General features: G+C 66.0%; 16 protein-coding genes. 1 reads left to right on the forward strand and 15 read right to left on the reverse strand.

Annotated features, from left to right (window positions below):
* The 7 genes from QZM67_RS06450 to QZM67_RS06480 form a co-directional block, all read right to left on the reverse strand.
* A complete protein-coding gene (locus QZM67_RS06450; protein WP_301801318.1) occupies window positions 1-4,338 on the reverse strand; it encodes an RHS repeat-associated core domain-containing protein in 4,338 nt (1,445 codons plus the stop codon).
* The gene (locus tag QZM67_RS06455; RefSeq protein WP_301801319.1) at window positions 4,335-4,793 is read right to left on the reverse strand and encodes a DUF1795 domain-containing protein; all 459 of its coding nucleotides are present in this window, start codon (window positions 4,791-4,793) and stop codon (window positions 4,335-4,337) included. Before QZM67_RS06455 ends, QZM67_RS06450 begins: the two co-directional genes overlap by 4 nt.
* Before the next feature lie 17 nt (window positions 4,794-4,810).
* The gene (locus QZM67_RS06460) at window positions 4,811-6,949 is read right to left on the reverse strand and encodes a type VI secretion system Vgr family protein (RefSeq protein ID WP_301801321.1); all 2,139 of its coding nucleotides are present in this window, start codon (window positions 6,947-6,949) and stop codon (window positions 4,811-4,813) included.
* Between the two features lie 406 nt (window positions 6,950-7,355).
* Window positions 7,356-7,865 (reverse strand): OmpA family protein, encoded by a 510-nt coding sequence (locus QZM67_RS06465; protein ID WP_175021260.1) that lies wholly within the window; start codon window positions 7,863-7,865, stop codon window positions 7,356-7,358.
* Window positions 7,866-7,950: 85 nt separating this feature from the next.
* Window positions 7,951-9,219 (reverse strand): diguanylate cyclase, encoded by a 1,269-nt coding sequence (locus QZM67_RS06470; RefSeq protein WP_301801323.1) that lies wholly within the window; start codon window positions 9,217-9,219, stop codon window positions 7,951-7,953.
* A complete protein-coding gene (locus tag QZM67_RS06475) occupies window positions 9,216-9,914 on the reverse strand; it encodes a YfiR family protein (RefSeq protein WP_301801325.1) in 699 nt (232 codons plus the stop codon). The genes QZM67_RS06470 and QZM67_RS06475 overlap by 4 nt, the downstream gene beginning before the upstream one ends.
* A 345-nt stretch (window positions 9,915-10,259) precedes the next feature.
* Window positions 10,260-10,985 carry an SMI1/KNR4 family protein gene (locus QZM67_RS06480; RefSeq protein ID WP_301801326.1) on the reverse strand — a complete coding sequence of 242 codons (726 nt, stop codon included), beginning with the start codon at window positions 10,983-10,985 and terminating at the stop codon, window positions 10,260-10,262.
* Window positions 10,986-11,147: 162 nt separating this feature from the next.
* On the opposite strand from QZM67_RS06480, the gene QZM67_RS06485 reads away from it, so the two are divergent.
* Window positions 11,148-12,389 carry an FAD-binding oxidoreductase gene (locus tag QZM67_RS06485; RefSeq protein WP_301801327.1) on the forward strand — a complete coding sequence of 414 codons (1,242 nt, stop codon included), beginning with the start codon at window positions 11,148-11,150 and terminating at the stop codon, window positions 12,387-12,389.
* Between the two features lie 23 nt (window positions 12,390-12,412).
* Here the strand turns inward: QZM67_RS06485 and QZM67_RS06490 are convergent, their stop codons facing one another.
* The 8 genes from QZM67_RS06490 to QZM67_RS06525 all read right to left on the reverse strand — a co-directional run bounded on the left by QZM67_RS06490 (window position 12,413) and on the right by QZM67_RS06525 (window position 20,812).
* Window positions 12,413-13,180 carry a FadR/GntR family transcriptional regulator gene (locus QZM67_RS06490; protein ID WP_301801328.1) on the reverse strand — a complete coding sequence of 256 codons (768 nt, stop codon included), beginning with the start codon at window positions 13,178-13,180 and terminating at the stop codon, window positions 12,413-12,415.
* A 68-nt stretch (window positions 13,181-13,248) separates the two neighbouring features.
* Complete coding sequence (locus QZM67_RS06495; protein WP_301801331.1) at window positions 13,249-14,139, reverse strand: amidohydrolase; 891 nt, start codon at window positions 14,137-14,139, stop codon at window positions 13,249-13,251.
* 57 nt (window positions 14,140-14,196) lie between these two features.
* Window positions 14,197-15,138 carry an ABC transporter substrate-binding protein gene (locus tag QZM67_RS06500; RefSeq protein WP_175021253.1) on the reverse strand — a complete coding sequence of 314 codons (942 nt, stop codon included), beginning with the start codon at window positions 15,136-15,138 and terminating at the stop codon, window positions 14,197-14,199.
* Between the two features lie 88 nt (window positions 15,139-15,226).
* The gene (locus QZM67_RS06505; protein ID WP_301801334.1) at window positions 15,227-16,264 is read right to left on the reverse strand and encodes an ABC transporter permease; all 1,038 of its coding nucleotides are present in this window, start codon (window positions 16,262-16,264) and stop codon (window positions 15,227-15,229) included.
* A gap of 16 nt (window positions 16,265-16,280) precedes the next feature.
* Entirely contained in the window at window positions 16,281-17,819 is a 1,539-nt protein-coding gene (locus tag QZM67_RS06510; RefSeq protein WP_301801335.1) for a sugar ABC transporter ATP-binding protein, read from the reverse strand.
* A gap of 12 nt (window positions 17,820-17,831) precedes the next feature.
* A complete protein-coding gene (locus tag QZM67_RS06515; RefSeq protein WP_301801336.1) occupies window positions 17,832-18,608 on the reverse strand; it encodes an SDR family oxidoreductase in 777 nt (258 codons plus the stop codon).
* A 60-nt stretch (window positions 18,609-18,668) separates the two neighbouring features.
* A complete protein-coding gene (locus QZM67_RS06520) occupies window positions 18,669-19,946 on the reverse strand; it encodes an L-fuconate dehydratase (protein ID WP_301801338.1) in 1,278 nt (425 codons plus the stop codon).
* 23 nt (window positions 19,947-19,969) lie between these two features.
* Window positions 19,970-20,812: an ureidoglycolate lyase gene (locus QZM67_RS06525; protein ID WP_175021248.1), complete on the reverse strand. Its 843-nt coding sequence runs from the start codon at window positions 20,810-20,812 to the stop codon at window positions 19,970-19,972.
* Window positions 20,813-20,814: the final 2 nt, after the last annotated feature.

Consider the following 20,814-nt stretch of genomic DNA (forward strand, 5'->3'; position numbering starts at 1 on the left):
TCAATATTTCAGAACATGGAATGTTGCATCGTACGAAGTACCACGCACCCCAAGCACCTCGCCTATATCTCTATTACCAGTTGCGATTTCGAATTGCCCAGTTTTTCCCGCTGATGGCGTAATTACCCCACCACCAATGCCATTGACAGTATTCGACGGACTCGCCATGTCGAATACGCCAGATGCGCTTTGATTCTTCGTCAGACGCCCCGTCCCATGCTTAGCTTCGAAAACATGATAGTTACCGTGGCTGTCTGTCGCAACGAAGTCGGCGCGAATTCGCTTGCCGTTCACCTTCATTGTCACCTCTTCGGCAACTACATTAAAGCCGTTTCGCTCCAAGTCATACATCGATTTTTCGCGACCGCGCTTTCCACTCCATTGACTCAGGCAAGTCAGCCCCCACGGATCAATCCACGCCAACGGATTCGGCCCATATCGATACTGATTCAACCCGCCCGCCAATCCGATCGGGTCCGACGTGATAAACCGACCAATGTCCGGGTCGTAGAATCGGAAAGTGTTGTAATGCAGCCCTGTCTCACGATCCAGATACTGCCCTTGGAAACGCAGGTTCTGCGGTCTTGGTACATGGACTGACGACGGCGCAGCTTCCTGCACCTCGCCCCATGCCGGGATCGGCCGCTGAGGTGCCCGAGCGATCCACTCCTCCTGCACCGCATTGCCCCAAACCTTATAGCGCGCCTGCCAGATCAACTCGCCATCGGCGTTAGTCAGTTCCTCCGGCAACCCCGACACATCATTGTGGAAATAGTAGACCGCATCCCGTGCACTGGCGTCGTTAGCCGCCGCCTTCCCGTGATCAATCCGAGCAAGCGGCACATAGCTATTCGACTCATACAAATACGTCAGCGCTTCCTCGCCCTGACGATCGTGATACGTCTCCTGCACCAACCGCATGCCGTCCCACAGGAAATCCGTACTCGCATAACTGCCATTGAGCTTCCGGATCCGTCGGCCGAACGCGTCGTACTCGAAATGCGTTGTCGCGATGCCAAGACGATCCTTCGTCACGACGGTCTTCAACTGGTTCCAATCGTCGTATTCAAGAACCAGCTCTTTAGCAGGCCCGTGCCCACTCAGCTTGCGAACCAGCCGCCCATACGCGTCGTACTCGAAGCGCTTGTCCTCGAACATCTTGAGCCGGTTGTGCTCGACGAAGCCGCCCGGGTGATCGCTCGACACCAGGTTGGCCGCGGCATCCCAGCGAAACACTTCCGACGGCAATCCCGGCCCCGCCGCTTGTTCGATACGCCCTGTCGGGTCGTACCGATAGCTCGTCGTGCCGTAGCGCAGATCGCGCTTCTGGATCACCTCGCCCGCTGCATCGTATTGCCACTGCTTCGCAAGCAACTCCCCGCCCGCCATACCTCGCTGCGCAGTTTGCCGAGCACGGCGCCCCACCGCGTCATACCCGAAGTGACTCGTCAGCTTGCCCTGCGTCCGTAGCACCTCGCGATGCAGATCATCGCGTTCCATATCCGCAATGGCTGCACCGTCAACGCGGATCTGATGCACGTGTCCCGAACCGTAATGCAGCCAGTCGATCGTGCGCTCGCCTGAGATCGTGGTGCTGACGCGGTTACCAAGCTCATCGTAGGTATGTGCAAGCCAGCCAGTCGGTGTGTATTCCTCGAGCACCTCACCGCGCGCCCCGTATTTCAGGCTGACCCGATTCTTCAGCGACGGGCCGCGAGCGGCCAGCGTATACAACTCGGCAGATGCGATGCGGCTCGCCTTGTCGTACAGGTACTCACAACGCTCATGCTTGGCTTGCTTAGCCGTCAGTCGCCCGATCGCGTCGCGCTCGTATCGCGTCTCGATCTGCCCATCGCGTACGAGCGTGCCTTGCCCGCACACGTCGTATTCGTATGTGCGCTTGTGACCATCGAGGCCGATCTGTGCGGAAACGAGATCGCGCCGGTCATACAGAAAGCGATAAGTCTCACGGTTCTCGTTCGTCAGGCTCGCTAGCCGGAATGCATCGTCGTAGCCGAAGCGTACGACACGATCGACCGCGTCGGTGCGCGACAGCAGCAGGCCGCGCGGATTCAGTTCATAGCGCGTGCGGCGCTGGTTCGGATCGACGACTTCGACGAGCCGGCCGGCGTCGTCGTAATGGAACATCTGGCGGGAGCCGTCGGCCGTCGTGATCGCCATGACACGGCCCATCGCATCGGCTTCATACACGGTGGCCTGGCCGGCGGCATCGGTCACGCGCGCGAGCACACCGCGCGCGTCGTACGCGAAGCGGGTGGTCTTGCCTGAACAGTCGATATAGGCGGTCAACTGCGCACGCGCGTTCCATTGAAGGAATTTGTAGCTGCCACGAGCGTCACGGATCGTGTGCACAAGGCCGTGCTCGTCGCGGTGATATTCGGTCGCAAAGCCAGCCGGATCGCGCGTCATCGTCAGGTTGCCGAGATCGTCGTAACGGTAAATCCAGCGCGAATTCGCCGGATCGGTTTCCGCTACAGGCAGGTCGTAGTACCCATTCCACTCGGTCCGCTCGACCTGGCCAAGCGCATCGATGCGCTGAGTCTGCCGCCCACGCTCGTCGTATTCGAAGCGCGTCGTGTTCCCCGCCGGGTCGGTCGTGCTGATCAACTGCCGCTTTGCGTTCCACTCCAACTGCCACACATGGCCTTCTGCATCCGTATGACTCGTCGGCTGCTGATCCTCGTTCCACGTCCACTGCGTCACGCGACCGATCTGATCGGCAATCGTCACCGAACGCTGCGCAAGGTCCACGTTGAACGTGTACGCTTCGCCGTCGTCGGTCCAGTGGCGCACGACACGCGCGTTGCGGCCGACGCCCTGCCACTCATAAGAACACTGCAGCCCGCCACGCAGCGTGTGCTGAACCATCAGCCCGTGCGCGTATGCAAAGCGTCGCCCGGTGTGACCGCTGCGATCGGTCACGGCCACCAGTTCGCCAGCGCTGTTGTACGCGTAACGCACCAGCGTGTCGGGTTGCTCGCCGTCCACACCGCGCGTCAGCGCGATCGTCGCAATGCGTCGGGGATGCGATTCATCGTAGGCCAGCGTCAGCACACGACCAGCGCTGTCATGCAGCCGGGCCGGCCGCACAACGTCATCGGCGGTTTCCTGTTCCACCTCGATCCAGTTGCCGTTGCGATCCTCGAGACGCCACAGCTTCAGCACCTCACTATCCGCATCGCTCCGCGCACGGCCGAAATCGCGATACACCCCGTCGACCGTTTCGACCACATAGTGGCCGCCGGCAGTACAGATCAGGTAAATGCCTTCAGGCACGCTGAAATGACTCTCGCCCGGCGGCACAGCCGGAAACACGATGTCGCGCCCCTGCTCGTCCCAGTACGTGATCGACACAACCTCGCCATGTTCACGCGCAAGCCGCAGTTCAACGCTGATCGGCACGCTCCACCCCGTTCCGAACAGGCTGTCCGCACGATCATCGTGGCTGCTGTAGAAACGCCGCCACACGATCGGCAGCGGCCCCGGCAACGCGAAATCGGTATCGTCCGTGCCATCGAGAATCTTGCCGCCGGTAATGACGTTGACCGGGTGGCCGGCTGACGGCCTCGCGAGACTACCCAGCCACGTCCCGAAAGCACTCGCCGCGAAATTCATCGCGATACACGGCGCCTTGCTCTTCAGGAACTGCCCCCAGCTCATCTTCCCGCGGCCGCAAACCGCGAGCGCGATACCCAGCGCCGCCCCCAGCCACCCGAGCCGCGTCGCCGACTTCACATCCCGCACCCGCTGCGTACCGCCGCCGATGAAAACGTTGTCGGAACCTTCGGCAATCGTCCCGTCGCACGTCGTCTTATCGCCAACCCGCGCGGCCGGTTGGTCGTTGATATAAACGCTGCCCGACCCGTCGGCAATCATCTGCGGCCCGGGATGATCGGTACACGCGACGGTATCGAGATCGCCCGGCTTCGCCGCGCGTGCCGCCGGCTCGTTGTTGACGTATACGTTCCCCGACCCGCTCGCGATCTTGCCTTTGATCACGGGCGGCACCATCGAATTGGCGATCGCCTTCGCCCCGTCGTCGATGGCCTCGTTCATGCCGCTCGCTTCCATCAGCGCGCCCGAGCCGACCGCCACCCCCACGCCGATCGCAATCACGAGCGGCGTTGCCAGCCCCATCGTGCCGATCTCGAGCGCGGCGAGGCCCGCGAACACCAGCCCCTCCATCGCCTCCGCCACCAGCATGCCGACGACAGCACCGCCGACCACCGACCCGACCGTGCCAACCAGCTCACCCAGGAGCGACGTGTGCTGGATCGGATCCTTGAAGCGAGCGGCCGCGAAGTTCTCCGCGCTCACGACGCGTCACCCGGCCCGAGCAGGGACGGCCGGGCCGCGCGCGGCTGGAAACTGGCGAGCAAGCGTTCGGCGATCGCCTGCTGTTCTTCGTTCAGCGGTGCCGCGCTGGTCAACGTCATCACCAGCACGCGCCCGGCGTCATCCGACGGAAACATGGTCTGCATCTGATGCCAGAGCCGGCCGTCCCGCTCGTGCGTGGAGTCGATCTGGACGCCCGCACGCCCGCCGACCGTCACCGGCCGGCGCGCCTTCTCGGTCAGCATCCTGGCGTCGCGCGACGCCACGTCCCATTCGCGCGCGACGAACGCGTCGAGATTCTCCCCGTCGCGCAACCGCCCGCGAGCGATCACGAGATTGAGGCCGCCGGGGCCGGCGTTCATCACCAGGATGTTGACCGTGCGGTCGAGCGCCGCGTCCGGCAGTTCGAAGGTGCCTTCGTGGATTGCGTAGTGCATGGCTGGTTTCGTTCGTCTTATTTGTTGAGATCGATGCGCGTGCCGTTGACCATCACGCCGTCGTCGGTCATCAGGATCACGGAGCCCTTGTGCTCGAGGCGAATGCCTTCCGGCGCGAGCGAGATCGAGCTGTCCATCACCTTCAGCAGGATGCCGCGCTCGGCCATGTGCACCTGCGTGCCGCCGCCCCCATCCTTGGCCGGCGTCATCACCTCGACGGTGGTCGCGGTCGTGCTGCGCTTCTCGGCGATCGTCTCGGTCAGGTTGCCCTGCGGAATCTGCTTCTCTTCGCTGCCCGTCGCGACCAGCACGGTACGCATCGGCCCCATCACCTTGTGCGTCTCGTTGTTCTCGACGACGGTGTTCATGTCCTTCTGCGCGTGCATGAAGAATTCCTGCATGCCGTTCGTGTCGGTCATGCGGATTTCGTTCGCCCCCTGCCCCTTGTGCGTCTGGCTCTTGATCCCCATCGTCTGGCCGGCCGCGCCGTGATACGGGTTGCCCTGCTCGCCGTTGAACACGCGGCCGACGATCACGGGGTTGTCCGGATCGCCCTGGTTGAACGCCACCAGCACTTCCTGCTTGATCCGCGGAATCGCGGCCGCGCCCCAGCCGTCGCCCGCCCACGGTTGCGACACGCGCACCCACATCGAATCGGAGCCGTCCTTCTTGCCGCGCCGGTCCCACGGGAAATGCACCTTCACGGCACTGCCATTGGTATAGATTTCCTCGCCCTTCGGGCCGACGACGAATGCCGATTGCGTGCCGTGAATCACCGGCTTCGGCGTGCCGCGCGGCGCGCGATACGGCACCTTCTTCGGCAGCAGCGAGAAGCTGTTGCGGTACGGCAGCTTGGCGCCGTGCTGCGTGTAGTCGTTCACCGCCTCGTGACGCACGTGCAGGATCACGTATTCCTGGTTGTTCTCGAGAACCGGGTGATTCGCGACAGCCACGGCGCCCGCCGTGGTCATCCGCCATGCATAGCCGCCGCCGGTAAAGCGATGGGCCTGCGCCTCCTCGGCCTCCATCGCGAAACGGGCGTAGCGGTTGCCGTCGTCGCCGTGGTCGTACAGCGACTGGTGCTCGAACCGCTCGGTCGCATCGAGCCGCGCATGCTTGAGGTTCTGCGGCCCGGCCTCCACCAGCATCAGCGGCGACGACGGATTCTGGTGGTTGAAGTCGCGGAACGTGACCTTGCCGACGCCAAAGCGCCGGCCTTCGTGCAGCTGGTCGATGCCGCTGTCCTCACTGGCCTCGGTGGCCGCGAACGGCACCGTCGCGAGTCCGTCGATCGGGCGGAACAGCAGGTTCGAATCGCCGATCACCAGAACGTGCTTGTCCTTCTCGTAGCGGTGCGTCCAGACCAGCCCCTCCTGCTCCATCAGCCGCGCGCAGAAGTTGAAGTAGCTCTCCTGGTACATCACGACATACTCGAGCGGCTTCTCGCTCGTCCGGATATCGAACACAAAGTCGGAGAAGCCGTGCTCCTGGAAGATCTCGGTGAGGATGTCCTGCGCGGTCTTGTTCTGGAAGATCCGGCAGTCGGTCGAGCGTGTCAGGAACCAGAACCACGGCACCGCCGTCAGGTGGTACTGCGTGACGTTGCCCGGATTGCCGGCCCGGTCGAACGACGCGACGTAGCCGTCGAAGTAACGATCGTTGTCGGCGGCGCCCGACGCGACAACGCGCTCCAGCGTCGACAGGCGCGCCTGCTGGTCGAACCGGATCTTGACCTGCTGGCCGATCAGATCCTCGGGGCGCAGGTCGTGGCGATGCGACAGCAGGTCGAGGTGGATCTCCGGCAAGCGATTCACGTGCTCGTCGACGACGGCGGCGCTGACCAGGAGAACATCCGGGCCGAGCGGCGTGTCGAGCGTCACGTAGCGGTTGAGCTGGGTCAGGCGCGCGGGATTGGCGGCGCCGTTGATCGCCTCGGCGATCGCGCCGGGCGTCTTGTCCATCAGCGAGAAGCCGGTCTGCGCGAGCTGCATCGCGCGCTGGACGGTGTCGACGTGCCCGGCCAGGCCCGCGAGCGGCCCGAGGCTGCCGGCCACACTCGACGCAACCGGGCCGGCGAGGCCGCCAAGCGCGCTCAACGAGCCGAACGCACTGCCGCCCAATCCAGTGGGAATACCCCCGTTCGGAGCGAAACTCATGCTTGTTCCTTTCTTGTGTTCTCAGGTTCCGTAGACCGGCTGGCCGGCCCGAAGCCACGATAATGTAGGACAAAACCCGACCGCGTGAAAGCCGCGCGCAAACGTTTTCGTTCAGGCCCCCGATCATACAAAAACCGACCGGCGGCCGGTCGGCCACGTGCGGCTGCCCGCGCCGAAGCACCACGCCGGCACGCGCGGAACACGACACAATCTGCATGAAACGTGTGACAGATCCGCAAGGGGCGAGGCATCGCCCCGAGTCACGATGACATTGCGCGATCGCTCGGGAAGGAAACGGACACACGAAGGCGCGGCGGTGCGGCGACACTCAGTCGATCAACGCGTTCGATCGCGTGATTTCCGCCGCTGGCACCCGCCGGTCTCCCCGATCGGGGAAGCCGCCCCGTCACCGCGGCGACACCACGATCGCCGCTCGCCGATTCTGCGCCCGGCCTCCCGGCGTCTTGTTATCCCCGACCGGATCGCTCTTGCCCTTTCCGACGACCGCGATGCGCTTCGCATCCAGCCCGACGTCGATCAGTTCAAGGGAAACGACCTCCGCCCGCCGCCGGGACAACTCGAGGTCATACTCGTCCACCCCTTCCTGGTCCGAGTATCCATAGACCCGTACGCCGTTGATTCCGGCCGACCTGAGCGTACGGCCGATCCTTTCGACGATCCGCCGCACATCGGGCTTCAGGTTGTAGCGATCGAAATCGAACAGGATCGGCCCGGTCGAGCCGAACTCGAAACCCTGCTCGGTTTCCTGGAAGCCGGCCGACTTGAGCGCCGTGACCTGCGTCTGCGTCAACCCACGATGAAGCGGCGGCGCCTTGCAACCTCCAAGCAGCATGCACACAAGCAGCGCGCTGCCGACGCACAAGCGCCCAATGCCCACCGGATACGTGTTGTTCATCATTGACCCCTTCGATTGCACCCGCATCGCGAGCGCTTTTTCAACCCACTGCCGCGGCCTCGCCCGCAGCGTGAAACGATGAACCTCAAGCCGCCCCCGCGACCCCTTCCGCCAGTTGCCACGAGCCTGGCCGGGCGCGCTTGGCGCGGTACATCGCGGCATCCGCCGCCCGCAACAAGCCGCTCGCATCCGACGCGTGATCGGGATACAGCGCAACGCCGGCACTCATCATGGTGGCCACCACGCGGCCGTCGGACAGCTCGATCGACGGCGCCATGCCGGACAGGATCTCGTCCGCAATACGACACACGCTACCCGCTTCGCGCACGGCCGGCAGCATCACAGCGAATTCGTCGCCGCCCAGGCGGGCGACCAGGTCGGCTTCGCGCACCTGCGTGCGCAGCCGTGACGCGATGCCGATCAGCACCGCATCGCCGGCGTCGTGGCCGAGGCAGTCGTTGATTTCCTTGAAGCGGTCGCAGTCGAGATACAGGATCGCGACCCGCTGCCCCGTCACCCCGGCTTCGCCGAGGGCGATCGCGAGCCGCGATTCGAACTGCACGCGGTTGGGCAGCCCCGTAAGCGCATCGTGCGTCGCCTTGTGTTCGAGCGATGCGTTCTCGTCGCGCAGCGTGTTCTGCCAGTCTTCGAATTCGTCGAGCAGTGCATTGAAGTCGTCGCCGAGCTGGTTGAGCTCGGCAATCGCCACCGGCTCGACCCGCTGCGCGAACGCACGCTCGCGCCGCACCGCGTGGGCGACGCCGGCCAGCGCGCGCAACGGCGAAACGATGTTGCGCAGCAGACGCTTCGAGCTGATATAGGCGCCGATCACGCTGACGGCCAGGCAACCGAGAATGCCGCCCACGCCGCCCAGCAGGAATCCGAAGAACTGATGGCCGCGGCCGCGCACGACGACGTGGCCGACGACGATGCCGTCATGCACCACCGGCGCCGTCACGGGCCCGGGCAGCGCAAGATCGGCGACGACACGCTCGAGCCGCGCGATCCCGCTGCCGGCGGGCAACTGCCACGTCGCGAACGGCTGGCCCTTGCTATCCGTGACCACGACCTGCGCGACGTCCTCGTCGCTGGCGATCAGCCCGATCGCCTCGGCCGCCGCGACGCGGTCGCCAAACACGAGCGCCGCCTCGACCGTATAGCCGAGCGAGCGGGCCAGCAGGTTCAGGTTGTTGCCGGCATACGCACGCAATGCGATCACGGCCACCACGATCAACGACACGGCAGCCATCGCGACGGCGACGAACGCGAGGCGCAGGTGCGCGCGGCGCAGCACGCTTTGCAGCGTCGGGCGCGGCACGCGCGACAGGGAAACGGGCGGAGCGTGCCGTGTCATGGTGCCCCCGGCCGCCGCGCGAGATTGAGCACGTTCGGGTGCACGCGCACCCCGCTGCGGGCGACGGCGTCGAGATTGATGTCGAACGACACGCGTTCGCCGTCGACGTTGAGACAGAACATGCCGCCCGCGGTGCAGGATGGATCGTGTTCCGAAATCGTCAGCACCGGATGGCCGGCCACCGCAGCTCTCACGCGCGCTCTCTCATCTGCGCTCAGGTTGCCGAGATAGACGACGTCGCAGGCGATACCGAGCGCGGGATCGTCGAAGCGCACACGCTGCACGTCGACCAGCGTCGAGCCGGCCTGCAGCGTGTCGGTCAGGCCGCGCGCATAGTCGGGCCGGCCCGTGACGCACAGATGCAGGCGAACGGGTGTCGTCGGCCAGTGGGTGAAGCTGACGATGCCCAGCACGACCTGACGCACGGCCGTGTCGTGTGACGCGTCGGCGGGATCGGCGGGGCTCGCGGCGGCAACGATGCGCACCGTGTCGACCGGATCGTCGGCGCCGGCGGAAGCGCCGGCGAGCATGGCCTGTGCCGCCCCCAGAACGCAAACGATTGCGACCAGCGCGTGGCGCAGCGGAGCGGTTCGGCCGGGGTGGCCGGGCGCCGTTCGCGCGGCGATTGTCGCCGCGCCCGCTGGCGTCGCTGCAGTCGCGAGACTGGCAGCCGACGCGCACACTTTCGCATCCATGATGGCAACATCCGCTGGCGTCGCTCCGGCGCTGCCTCCCGCCTCCCTCCACGCGCGTGCAGGCACCGAATTACGCGCATGATGGCTTCATCTTAGGTAAAAATTCGCATGACCAACCAGTGGGAAACACCCGCGAGAAACGCTGGAAAGTATGCGGAATCGGCGCTGGGCGCGCGAACGTGTTTGCCGATGTCGATCCGGTGTCGACGGCGGGAAATTGATCAGCGGATTGGACGCGCGTGTACGCCAAACTTCATACGTTCTGTCGCGCGATGTCACCGCCGCCCCATCGCAGTGAAGGCGTCGGGGACGTTGTTCGGGATGACGTGAAGACGCGGCGAACAACTACCGTTCGTCAGCGTCCTCGACGAAGATCTCGAACCATGCGTTCATCATGGCCCAGAAGTCCACGTGCTCAAGCTCGGTCGGACGTTCGTGCCACGCTATCCATCCCATCGGGTTGCCATCATCGGCCCCTTCGCGCGAATCGATGCACAGCCAATCGCCGCTGCCGTTATGAAACACGGTCCGCACGAGATCCGGGTTCACGCCGAGCATGCGCGTCTCGGCAGGTGTCAGGTCAAGCTTGTCCGTCAGCGCAGCCTGGTCGGCGAGCGCCAGCGGTCCCATCGAATTCGCGGGAAAGAACGTCCAGCCGTCATGCACGTTTTGATGGAAAAGCCGCAGCGCTTCGGGCAGTGCGGCCCAGAACGGCGCATCAACCGGCGCCCGCTCGCGCAACGGCGCACGACCGATGAAGAAATTCAGGTCGTCGTGCTCGATCGTGTACGGATAGAGCAGCACGACGTCGCCGCCGTCGTAGCGGAACACGGCCGGACGCGCGAGCTTGTCGCGAAAGAACTGCGCGACGGCCGGCAATCGGTCGACGATGCCGGCCCACATCTGCACGAGCGTATCCGCCAGCACGTCGTCCGGCGCGGCGAGCAGCGCGCGCCACGCAGGCGGCACCTCGACATCGGCCGGAATCTCGTGCGCCGCGAGCCAGACGCTGCCGCTCGCCCGGAAGCGCTTCAACTCCGCCGCATAAACCGGTGCGGTCAACTCGATCATTGCGTGTCACCCTCGAATGCCGGAACCCGCGCATTCTACTGCCCGCGTCGTCGCATCGATCGCGAATCGTCGTGCCCAGGCCACCTGCCATGCACGTCTTCTTGGTGCCCCACGCCGCCGCGAGTATGCTTGCAGTTCGCTAACCGTCATTCACCACCACCGATGGATTTCGACGTCATCGTTCTCGGCGCAGGCATCATCGGCGTATCGGCCGCGCTGCACCTGCAGGATCGCGGACGCAAGGTCGCCCTGATCGATCGCGGCGCGCCCGGCGAAGGCACGAGCTTCGGCAACGCAGGGCTGATCGAGCGCTCGTCGGTCGAACCGTATCCGTTCCCGCGCAGCCCGTTCACGCTGATGCGCTATGCGCTGAACCGCTCGACCGATCTCTACTGGCACAGCGCGTCGCTGCCCGCATTCGCGCCATGGCTGGCACGTTTCTGGTGGGAATCGGCGCCGCTGCGGCACGCGGCAGCGTCGCGCGACATGCTGCCGCTGATCGAGCGTTGCATCGTCGAGCACGACGCGCTGATCGCGCGGGCCGGCGCCGGCGAGCTCATCCGCGCGAACGGCTGGCTGGAAGCGTTCCGCACGCCGGTCGCATTCGAACGCGGCGTGGCCGACGCCGGACTCACCGCGCGCCGTCACGGGCTCGGCATCACGCCGCTCGATGCCGCCGCGCTGCTCGCGCACGAACCGAGCCTCGCGCCCGGCTTCTGCGGCGCGCTGCACTGGCTCGATCCGAAAAGCGTCGTCGACCCGTCCGCGCTCGTCAAAGCGTACGCCCTCCTCTTCGTGCAAGGCGGCGGCACGCTGCTGACGGGTGACGCCGCGAGCCTCGATGCCCTGTCGCCGGGCTGGCAGGTCAGGACGCAGGACGGCATGGCCGCCGCGCCGGCCGTGGTCGTCGCGCTCGGCCCGTGGTCCGACACGGTGTTCGGCAAGTTCGGCTACAAGATCCCGCTGCGCGAGAAGCGCGGCTATCACATGCACTACGCGCCGTCCGCGCGCGGCGTGCCGTCGGCGCCGATCGTCGATCGCGAATACGGTTACGTGATCGCCCCGATGAAGCGCGGGCTGCGGCTGACGACCGGCGTCGAAATCGCGCGCCGCGGCGTACCGCCCACTGGCGTGCAGCTCGAACGCGCGGAACGCGTCGCGCGGCCGGTGTTCGGTTTCGGCGAGCGGCTCGACCCGCAACCGTGGCTCGGCTTCCGGCCGTGCACGCCCGACATGCGCCCGGTGATCGGCCCCGCGCCCGCGCATCGCGGGCTGTGGTTCGCGTTCGGGCACAACCATCACGGGCTGACGCTCGGCCCCGTCACGGGCCGCCTGCTGGCCGAGATGATGACGGGCGAAGCGCCATTCACCGATCCGGCGCCATATCGCGCCGATCGCTTCTGACCCGGCACCGCATCGACGCGCGCTCAGTCGAGCGCGCGGCCGAAGATGCGGATCACTTCGTCGAGATGTTCGGCCATCGCGCGGCGCGCGGCGTCCGGGTCGCGTGCGCGGATCGCATCGAGGATCGCGCGGTGTTCCTGTTCCGACCGGTGCGGCATGTCGTTCGGCATGTACAGCGACTGCAGCCGCTGGAACATCAGGTCGTACTTGTGCGCGAGCAACTGCTTGATCATCAGCGCATACGCGGCGTTGTCGCTCGCTTCCGCGATGCGGATATGAAACAGCCGGTCGCCCGGATGCGTGAGCGAGCCGCTGCGGTTGTCGTCCTGGTTGCGCAGGAACGCTTCGTGGATCCCTTCGATCTGCTCGTCCGAGCCATGCTTCGCGGCAAGCGACGCGGCTTCCGGCTCGATCAGCCGGCGCGCCTGCAACAGCGCGAACGGCGGGATTTCGGTATCGAGGTCGAGTGCGATGCCGAGTTCGGGATCGATCTCGATGATCGTGAAGGGCGTGGCCTTCGCCGCGAGGTCGGGCGTGGGCTCGGGTGCGGCGGCCGTTTCGGGATGGCGCACCTTCACGCCGTCGCCGACACGCACGTTCACGAGGCCACTCACTTCGAGCGCAATCAGCGCCTCGCGCACCGACGTGCGCGATACGCCGAACTGTTCGGCCAGTTCGCGCTCGGGCGGCAGATAGCTGCCCGGCGGAAAATCGCCGGACTCGATCATCGCACTGAGCTTGTCGGCGATCTGCTGGTAGAGACGGCGGTTCTGAATCGGCTGGATGGACATACGTTGATGCAGGTGATCGGTTGCGTTCCGGACGGTCTGACGAATCGAACAGACCGTTCGCGCCTATTTTATATGCCGCGCTTCACCGCGCCCGGCACCGCGTAGCAACGCGCGGCAGTACCGCCCCACAGCGCGTGGCGCTCAGCCGCCGACAGCCGCGATTCGGCCCAGCGTTCGACGATCGACGCGACTTCGTCATACGACGCGGCCAGCAGGCACACGGGCCAGTCCGACCCGAACATCAGCCGCTGCGGGCCGAATGCGTCGAGCGCCGCGTCGAGACACTGCTCGATATGCCGGACGTCCTTCCCGCGCAGGCCGCGCCGCCAGTCGGCTTCGGTCACGAGCCCCGACAGCTTGCACGCGACATGCGGCAGCGCGCCCAGCTCGCGCAACGCGGCGCGCCAGCGTGCGAGCGCGGTGTCGTCGCGCTCGAAGTCGGCGAGCGCGGGCTTGCCGACATGATCGAGCACGAGCCAGTGCGCGTCGTGCCGCGCGCAGAATGCTTGCACGTCCGGCAACTGCCGCTCGAACACGAGCACGTCGTACACGTAGCCGTGCGCCTGCAGCCATGCGACGCCGCGGTTGAAGCCCGGCTCCGCGACGAACGCGCCGGCATCGGCTTCGTCCTGCACCGGGTGGCGGAAGCCACGCAGCTTCGGGCTGCGCCATTCGGCGATACGATCCGCGAGCTGCGGCGCGGCAAGATCCTCCCAGCCGACCACCGCCGCGATGCGCGCATCGTCGCGCGCGAGATCGAGCAGGAATGCCGTCTCGTCGCGCCCGGCGCGCGCCTGCACAGCGATCGACGCGCCGAGCGCCTGCGCATGCATCAGCGGCCATAGCGCGTCGGGCAGGTAGTCACGGGCGAGCACCCCCATCCCGGCGCCGATCCACGGGTAATCGGCGGCGTGATAACGCCAGAAGTGCTGATGCGAATCGATGCGCACTGCGCCCATGATGCCCTCGTGTCCGGTCGCGGCGGCGGCACGCGCCACCGCCGCTCGACGCAACGTTCAGTCGTACAACACCGCCGCGATCTTCGGATCGTCGATATTGGTCTTGTCGTACCAGTAGAAACCGGTATCGATGACCTTCGGCAGCTTCTCGCCCTTGATCGCCTTCACGGCCGATTCGACGGTCTTGTAGCCGATCCCGATCGGGTTCTGCGTGATCGCGCCGGCCATCAGCCCGCTGCGGATCGCGTCCTTCTGTTGCTTGCCGGAATCGTACCCGACGATCACGACCTTGCGCTTCATCTCGCGCACGCCATTGACCACGCCGATCGCCGAGCCTTCGTTGGTGCCGAACAACCCCTTGAGCTTCGGATACGCCTGCAGGATCGACTTCGTCACCTCGGTCGACTTCAGCTGGTCGCCTTCACCGTACTGCACGGTCACGACCTGCACCTTCGGATGCGCCGCTTTCATCCGTTCGAGAAAGCCGTCGCGGCGGTCGATGCCGGTGCGGCTCGTCTGGTCGTGCGCGACCACGGCCACCTCGCCCTCGTCGCCAATCAGTGCGGCGAGCTTGTCGGCGGCCAGCGACGCGGCGGCCTTGTTGTTGGTCGCGGCCGTCGTCACCGGGATGTCGCTGTCGACGCCCGAGTCGAACGCGATCACCGGGATCTTCTCGCCCTGCGCCTTCTTCAGGAGCGGCAGCGCGGCCTTGCTGTCGAGCGCCGCGAAGCCGAGCGCGGCCGGCTTCTTCGCGATCGCGGCCGACAGCATGTCGATCTGCTTGTCGACCATTGCCTCGGTCTCGGGGCCTTCGAACGTCACCTTCACCTTGTAGTCCTTCGCGGCCTGCATCGCGCCCGCCTTCACGGCCTGCCAGAACTGATGCTGGAAGCCCTTCGAGATCAGCGGGATGTAGGTTTCCTGCGCGTGCGCGCCGGCCGTGACGCCGACGGCGAACGTCAGCCCGACGATCGCGTTCAACACCTTGCTCCTGATCACTTCGCGTCTCCTTTTTTCGTATCGACTGGAACGACTGGGACGCCGGCCGGAACCGGCGATGAAGCACATGCCTGCGTGAATGCGTGCGTCAGCGGCGGCGCCGGCGCAGGATGTCGACGTAGACGGCCAGGATGATGATCACGCCCGTCACGACCGTCTGCCACTCCTGCGCGACCGACATGATGCGCAGGCCGTTCGTCAGCACGCTCATGATGAACGCGCCGATGATCGTGCCGACGATGCTGCCCGCGCCGCCCGACAACGACGTGCCGCCGATCACGACGGCCGCGATCGCATCGAGCTCGTAGCCCTGCCCGAGCGCGGGCTGCGCGGAATTCAGCCGCGACGCGATCAGCAGCCCGGCGATCCCGCACACCGCGCCGCTGAACGTATAGACCGCGATCTTCCATGCGTCGACGTTGACGCCCGACAGCCGCAGCGCTTCCTCGTTGCTGCCGAGCGCGAACGTGTAGCGGCCGAAGATCGTCCGGTTCAGCACGATCGACGCGCCGATCGCGACGAGGAACAGGATCAGCACCGCGTTCGGAATCGGCAGCGCGGGGATCAGGTTGCCGATCAATGAATCCTGCGCGATCGACGTGAAGCCCGGCGTGTCGTTGAAGTAGATCGGCCGCGTGCCCGAAATCACGAGCGACAGCCCCTTGAGCAGCATCATCATGCCGAGCGTCGCGATGAACGGCGGCACCTTCATCTTCGCGATCACGAAGCCCGACACGCAGCCTGACAGCGCGCCGAACAACAGCGCCGCCAGGATCCCGAGCGGCAGCGGCATGCCCCAGTTCGTCAGCACGACGCCGGCCATCACCGCACAAAACGTCATCAGCGTGCCGACCGACAGGTCGATGCCCGACGTGATGATCACGTAGGTACAGGCGACGGCCAGCACACCGTTGACGGCGGTGGCCTGCAGGATCGCGACGAGGTTGTCGACTTCGAGAAAGTTCGGCGACGCGATGCTGAAGAACACGATCAGCAGCACGAGGCTCGCGAACGCGAGCAGCTTCTGCCGCGCGGCCGGGTTGAAGAAGCGGGCGCGGAAGCCGGATGCGCCGGCCGGCGTGTCGCCGGACGCGAGAGGCGGAACGGGATGCGTATCGTTGGACATGATCGTAGGGGCTGAATCAGGACAATACGGTCGACTCGCGCTGCGTCGCGAGCTGCATGATCTTTTCCTGCGTGGCGTCGGCCGCGCGCAATTCGCCGGTCACACGCCCTTCGCACATCACGAGAATCCGGTGGCTCATGCGCAGCACCTCGGGCAATTCCGACGAGATCATCACGATCGCCTTGCCGTCGGCGGCGAGCGCGTCGAGCAGCTTGTAGATCTCGCTTTTCGCGCCGACGTCGATGCCGCGCGTCGGCTCGTCGAAGAACAGGATGTCGCAGTCGCGCAGCAGCCACTTCGCAATCACGATCTTCTGCTGATTGCCGCCCGACAGCAGCCGCGCCGGCTGCGTGACCGACGGCGTGCGGATCGCGAGCTGCCGCACGTACGACTGCGCGGTGTCGCGCAGCGCACGCGCATCGAGAAACACGCCACGGCGCACGAAGCGGCGCAGGCTCGACAGCGCGATGTTGTTCTGCACGTCCATCCCGACCGCGAGCCCGAAGTGCTTGCGATCTTCCGACAGGTAGCCGATGCCGTGCTTCACCGCATCGGCCGGCGTGCGGATCGTCACGGTCTTGCCGTGCACGCGGATCTCGCCCGCGTCGACCGGATCCGCGCCGAACACCGCGCGCGCGACCTCGGTGCGGCCTGCGCCCATCAGCCCCGCGAAGCCGAGAATCTCGCCGCGCCGCAGCGTGAAGCCGACGTTGCGAATCGCGCGGCCGCGCGACAGCCCGCGCACTTCGAGCGCGACGTCGTTCGCGGACGTATCGGGCGGCGTGCGGGATTCGGTGGCGAGCTGGCGGCCGACCATCATCGCGATGATCGCGTCCATCGACGTGTCCGCCATCGGCACGGTCGCGACGTACTTGCCGTCGCGCATCACGGTCACGCGATCGGCGATCTGGCGCAGCTCGTCCATCTTGTGCGAGATATAGACGATGCCGACACCGTGCGTGCGCAGGTCGCCGATGATGCGGAACAGCTCGGCGATCTCCGCGTTGTTGAGCGCGGCGGTCGGCTCGTCCATGATCAGCACGCGCGAGTCGAACGACAGCGCCTTCGCGATCTCGACCATCTGCTGCTTCGCCACCGTGAGCCGACCGACCGGCGTGCGCGGGTCGAGATCGAGCCGCATCCGCGCGAAGATCGCGGCCGCGTCGCGGTTGAGTGCCGCTTCGTCGACGAACACGCCGAAGCGGCCGCGCGGCTCGCGGCCGATGAAGATGTTCTGCGCGACGCTCAGGTGGTTCATCAGGTTCAGTTCCTGATGGATGATGCCGATCCCGAGCGCCTGCGCGGCGCGCGGATCGGCGATCTCCACCGCGCGGCCGTCCATCCGAATCTCGCCTTCGTCGCGTGGGTAGACGCCCGCGAGGATCTTCATCAGCGTGGACTTGCCGGCGCCGTTCTCGCCCATCAGCGCATGCACTTCGCCGGCACGCAGGTCGAAACGGCAATCGTCGAGCGCCTGCACGCCCGGGAAGCGCTTGCCGATGCCGGTCAGCGCAATCAGCGGCGGCACGGTGTTCGGGTTCAGGTCGGGTTGCATGGATCGCCGCCCTTAGCCGATCGCACGGTCGAGATGCGTATAGCCGCCGTCGACGAACAACCATTGGCCCGTCGTGTGCGATGCGCGGTCCGACAGCAGGAATACGGCCGTATCGGCAATTTCCTCGGCCGTCGTGAAGCGCTTGCCGAGCGGCACCTTGCCGGCGATGGCGGCAAGCTTCGCGTCGGGATCGTCGAAGCCGGCGAGCCAGTTCCGGTACAGCGGCGTCATCACCTCGGCCGGGATCACCGCGTTCACGCGCACGCCGTCGTCGCACAGTGCGACGGCCCATTCGCGCGTCAATGCAAGCTGCGCGCCCTTCGATGCGCAATAGCCGCTCGTGTTGCCCTGCCCGGTCACGGCCGTCTTCGACGAGAGGTTGACGATCGCGCCGCGCGTCGCCTTCAGGTGCGGCACGCAGTAGTGCGCCATCACGTAGTAGTGGATCAGGTTGCGTTCGAGCGACGCGACGAACGCAGCGCGCCCGGCATCGAGTCCGATGCTGTCGTTGACGCCCGCGTTGTTGACCAGACCGTCGAGGCGGCCGAAACGCGCGATCGTGTCCGCAACCGCGTCGCGGCACAGCGCATCGTCCTGCAATTCGACGGACACGCACGTGGCCTGCGGCTGCTTCTGCACGAGTGCGCGCCAGAACGCATCGTCGGGCGCGTGGCGCGCGAACACCACCGGGATCGCACCTTCTTCGGCCAGCCGCATCGAGATCGCGGCGCCGATGCCCGACGCGCCGCCGGTCACGATCACGACCTTGTGTTGCAGATTCAAATCCACTTCGCGTCTCCGTCGTTCATGTTGTCGGCACGCATGACGCGCATCGCGCGCGGCCGTGCTTCAGCCGCGGAACCGGTATTGCTCCAGCGATTCGGGCTTCATCTCGATCGAGAAACCGGGCGCCGTCGGCGGCATGTACGCCGCACCGCGCACCACGCACGGCTCGACGAAATGCTCGTGCAGGTGATCGACGTACTCGGTCACGCGCCCTTCCTTCGTGCCGGAAATGCACACGTAGTCGATCATCGACAGATGCTGCACGTACTCGCACAGCCCGACGCCGCCCGCATGCGGGCACACGGGCAGCCCGTACTTCGCGGCCATCAGCATCACCGCGAGAATCTCGTTCACGCCGCCGAGCCGGCACGCATCGATCTGCACGACGTCGATCGCGCCGCGCGCGATGAACTGCTTGAACAGCACGCGGTTCTGGCACATCTCGCCGGTCGCGACCTGCACCGGCGCGATCGCCTCGCGGATCTTGCGATGCCCTTCGACGTCGTCGGGGCTCGTCGGCTCCTCGATGAACCACGGCCGCGCGAACGCCAGCTCGCGCACCCAGTCGATCGCCTCGTCCACTTCCCACACCTGGTTCGCATCGATCATCAGCTTGCGGTCCGGGCCGATCACCTCGCGCGCGATCGTCACGCGGCGGATGTCGTCTTCCAGGTTCGCGCCGACTTTCAGCTTCACGTACTCGAACCCCGCTTCGACGGCTTCGCGGCACAGCCGCCGCAGCTTGTCGTCGCTGTAGCCGAGCCAGCCGGCCGACGTCGTGTAGCACGGGTAGCCGTCGCGCTCGAGCAGCGCGATCCGTTCGGCCTTGCCCGGCGCCTGCCGGCGCAGCAGGTCGAGCGCTTCGTCCGGCGTCAGGCAGTCGGTCAGGTAGCGGAAGTCGATCGCGCGCACCAGCTCCTCGGGGCGCATCTCGGCCACGAGCCGCCACAGCGGCTTGCGTTCGGCCTTCGCCCAGAGATCCCATACCGCATTGACGACGGCGCCCGTCGCCAGATGGATCGCACCCTTGTCGGGGCCGATCCAGCGCAACTGGCTGTCCGACGTGACGTGGCGCCAGAAGCGGCCCATGTCCGCACGGATCCAGTCGAGGTCGAGGCCGACGACGAGGTGACGCATCGCGTCGATCGCCGCGCAGCAGATCTCGTTGCCGCGCCCGATGGTGAACGTGAGCCCGTGACCTTCGAGCCCGTCGCAGTCGGTTTCGAGCACGACGTAGGCCGCCGAATAATCGGGGTCCGGATTCATCGCGTCGGAGCCGTCGAGCTGGCGCGAGGTCGGGAAGCGCACGTCGAGGACGCGCATCGATCGAATGATAGGCATGACGAATCGTCCGCGAAAGGAAATCAGGCCTGCACGGTGCGCTGGCGTTGCTCGCCGAGCCCGTCGATGCCGAGCGTGATCACCTGCCCGGCGCGCAGATAGACGGGCGGTTTCTGCCCGAGACCGACACCCGGCGGCGTGCCGGTCGAGATCACGTCGCCAGGCTGCAGGCTCATGAAGCGGCTCAGGTAGCTGATCAGGTGCGGCACGCGGAACACCATCGTCGCGGTCGTGCCGTTCTGGTAGCGATGGCCGTCGACGTCGAGCCACAGCCGCAGCCCATGCGGATCGGGCACTTCGTCGGCCGTCACGAGCCACGGGCCGAGCGGCCCGAACGTGTCGTTGCCCTTGCCCTTGTCCCACGTGCCGCCGCGTTCGAGCTGGAATTCGCGCTCCGACACGTCGTTCACGACGCAGTAGCCGGCGACGTGCGACAGCGCGTCGGCTTCCGCGATGTAGCGGCCGCCCTGGCCGATCACCACGCCGAGCTCGACTTCCCAGTCGGTCTTCTCCGAGCCGCGCGGGATCTCGACGTCGTCGTTCGGCCCCGAGATCGCACTCGTCCATTTGCCGAACACGACCGGCTCCTTCGGTACTTCCATCCCCGATTCGGCCGCGTGGTCGGAATAGTTGAGCCCGATGCAGATGAACTTGCCAACGCGGCCGACGCACGCGCCGAGCCGCGGCGTGCCTTCGACCAGCGGCAATGACGACGGTGGAATGCCACGCAGCCGCGCGAGCGAGGCCGGTAACAGCGCGTCGCCGGCGATGTCGTCGATCACGCCGGACAGGTCGCGGATCCGGCCCTGCGCATCGAGCAGGCCCGGCTTTTCATGGTGTTTGTCGCCAAATCTCAGCAGTTTCATGT

Source organism: Burkholderia sp. AU45251, assembly GCF_030482905.1.
Classification (GTDB): Bacteria; Pseudomonadota; Gammaproteobacteria; order Burkholderiales; family Burkholderiaceae; genus Burkholderia; species Burkholderia aenigmatica.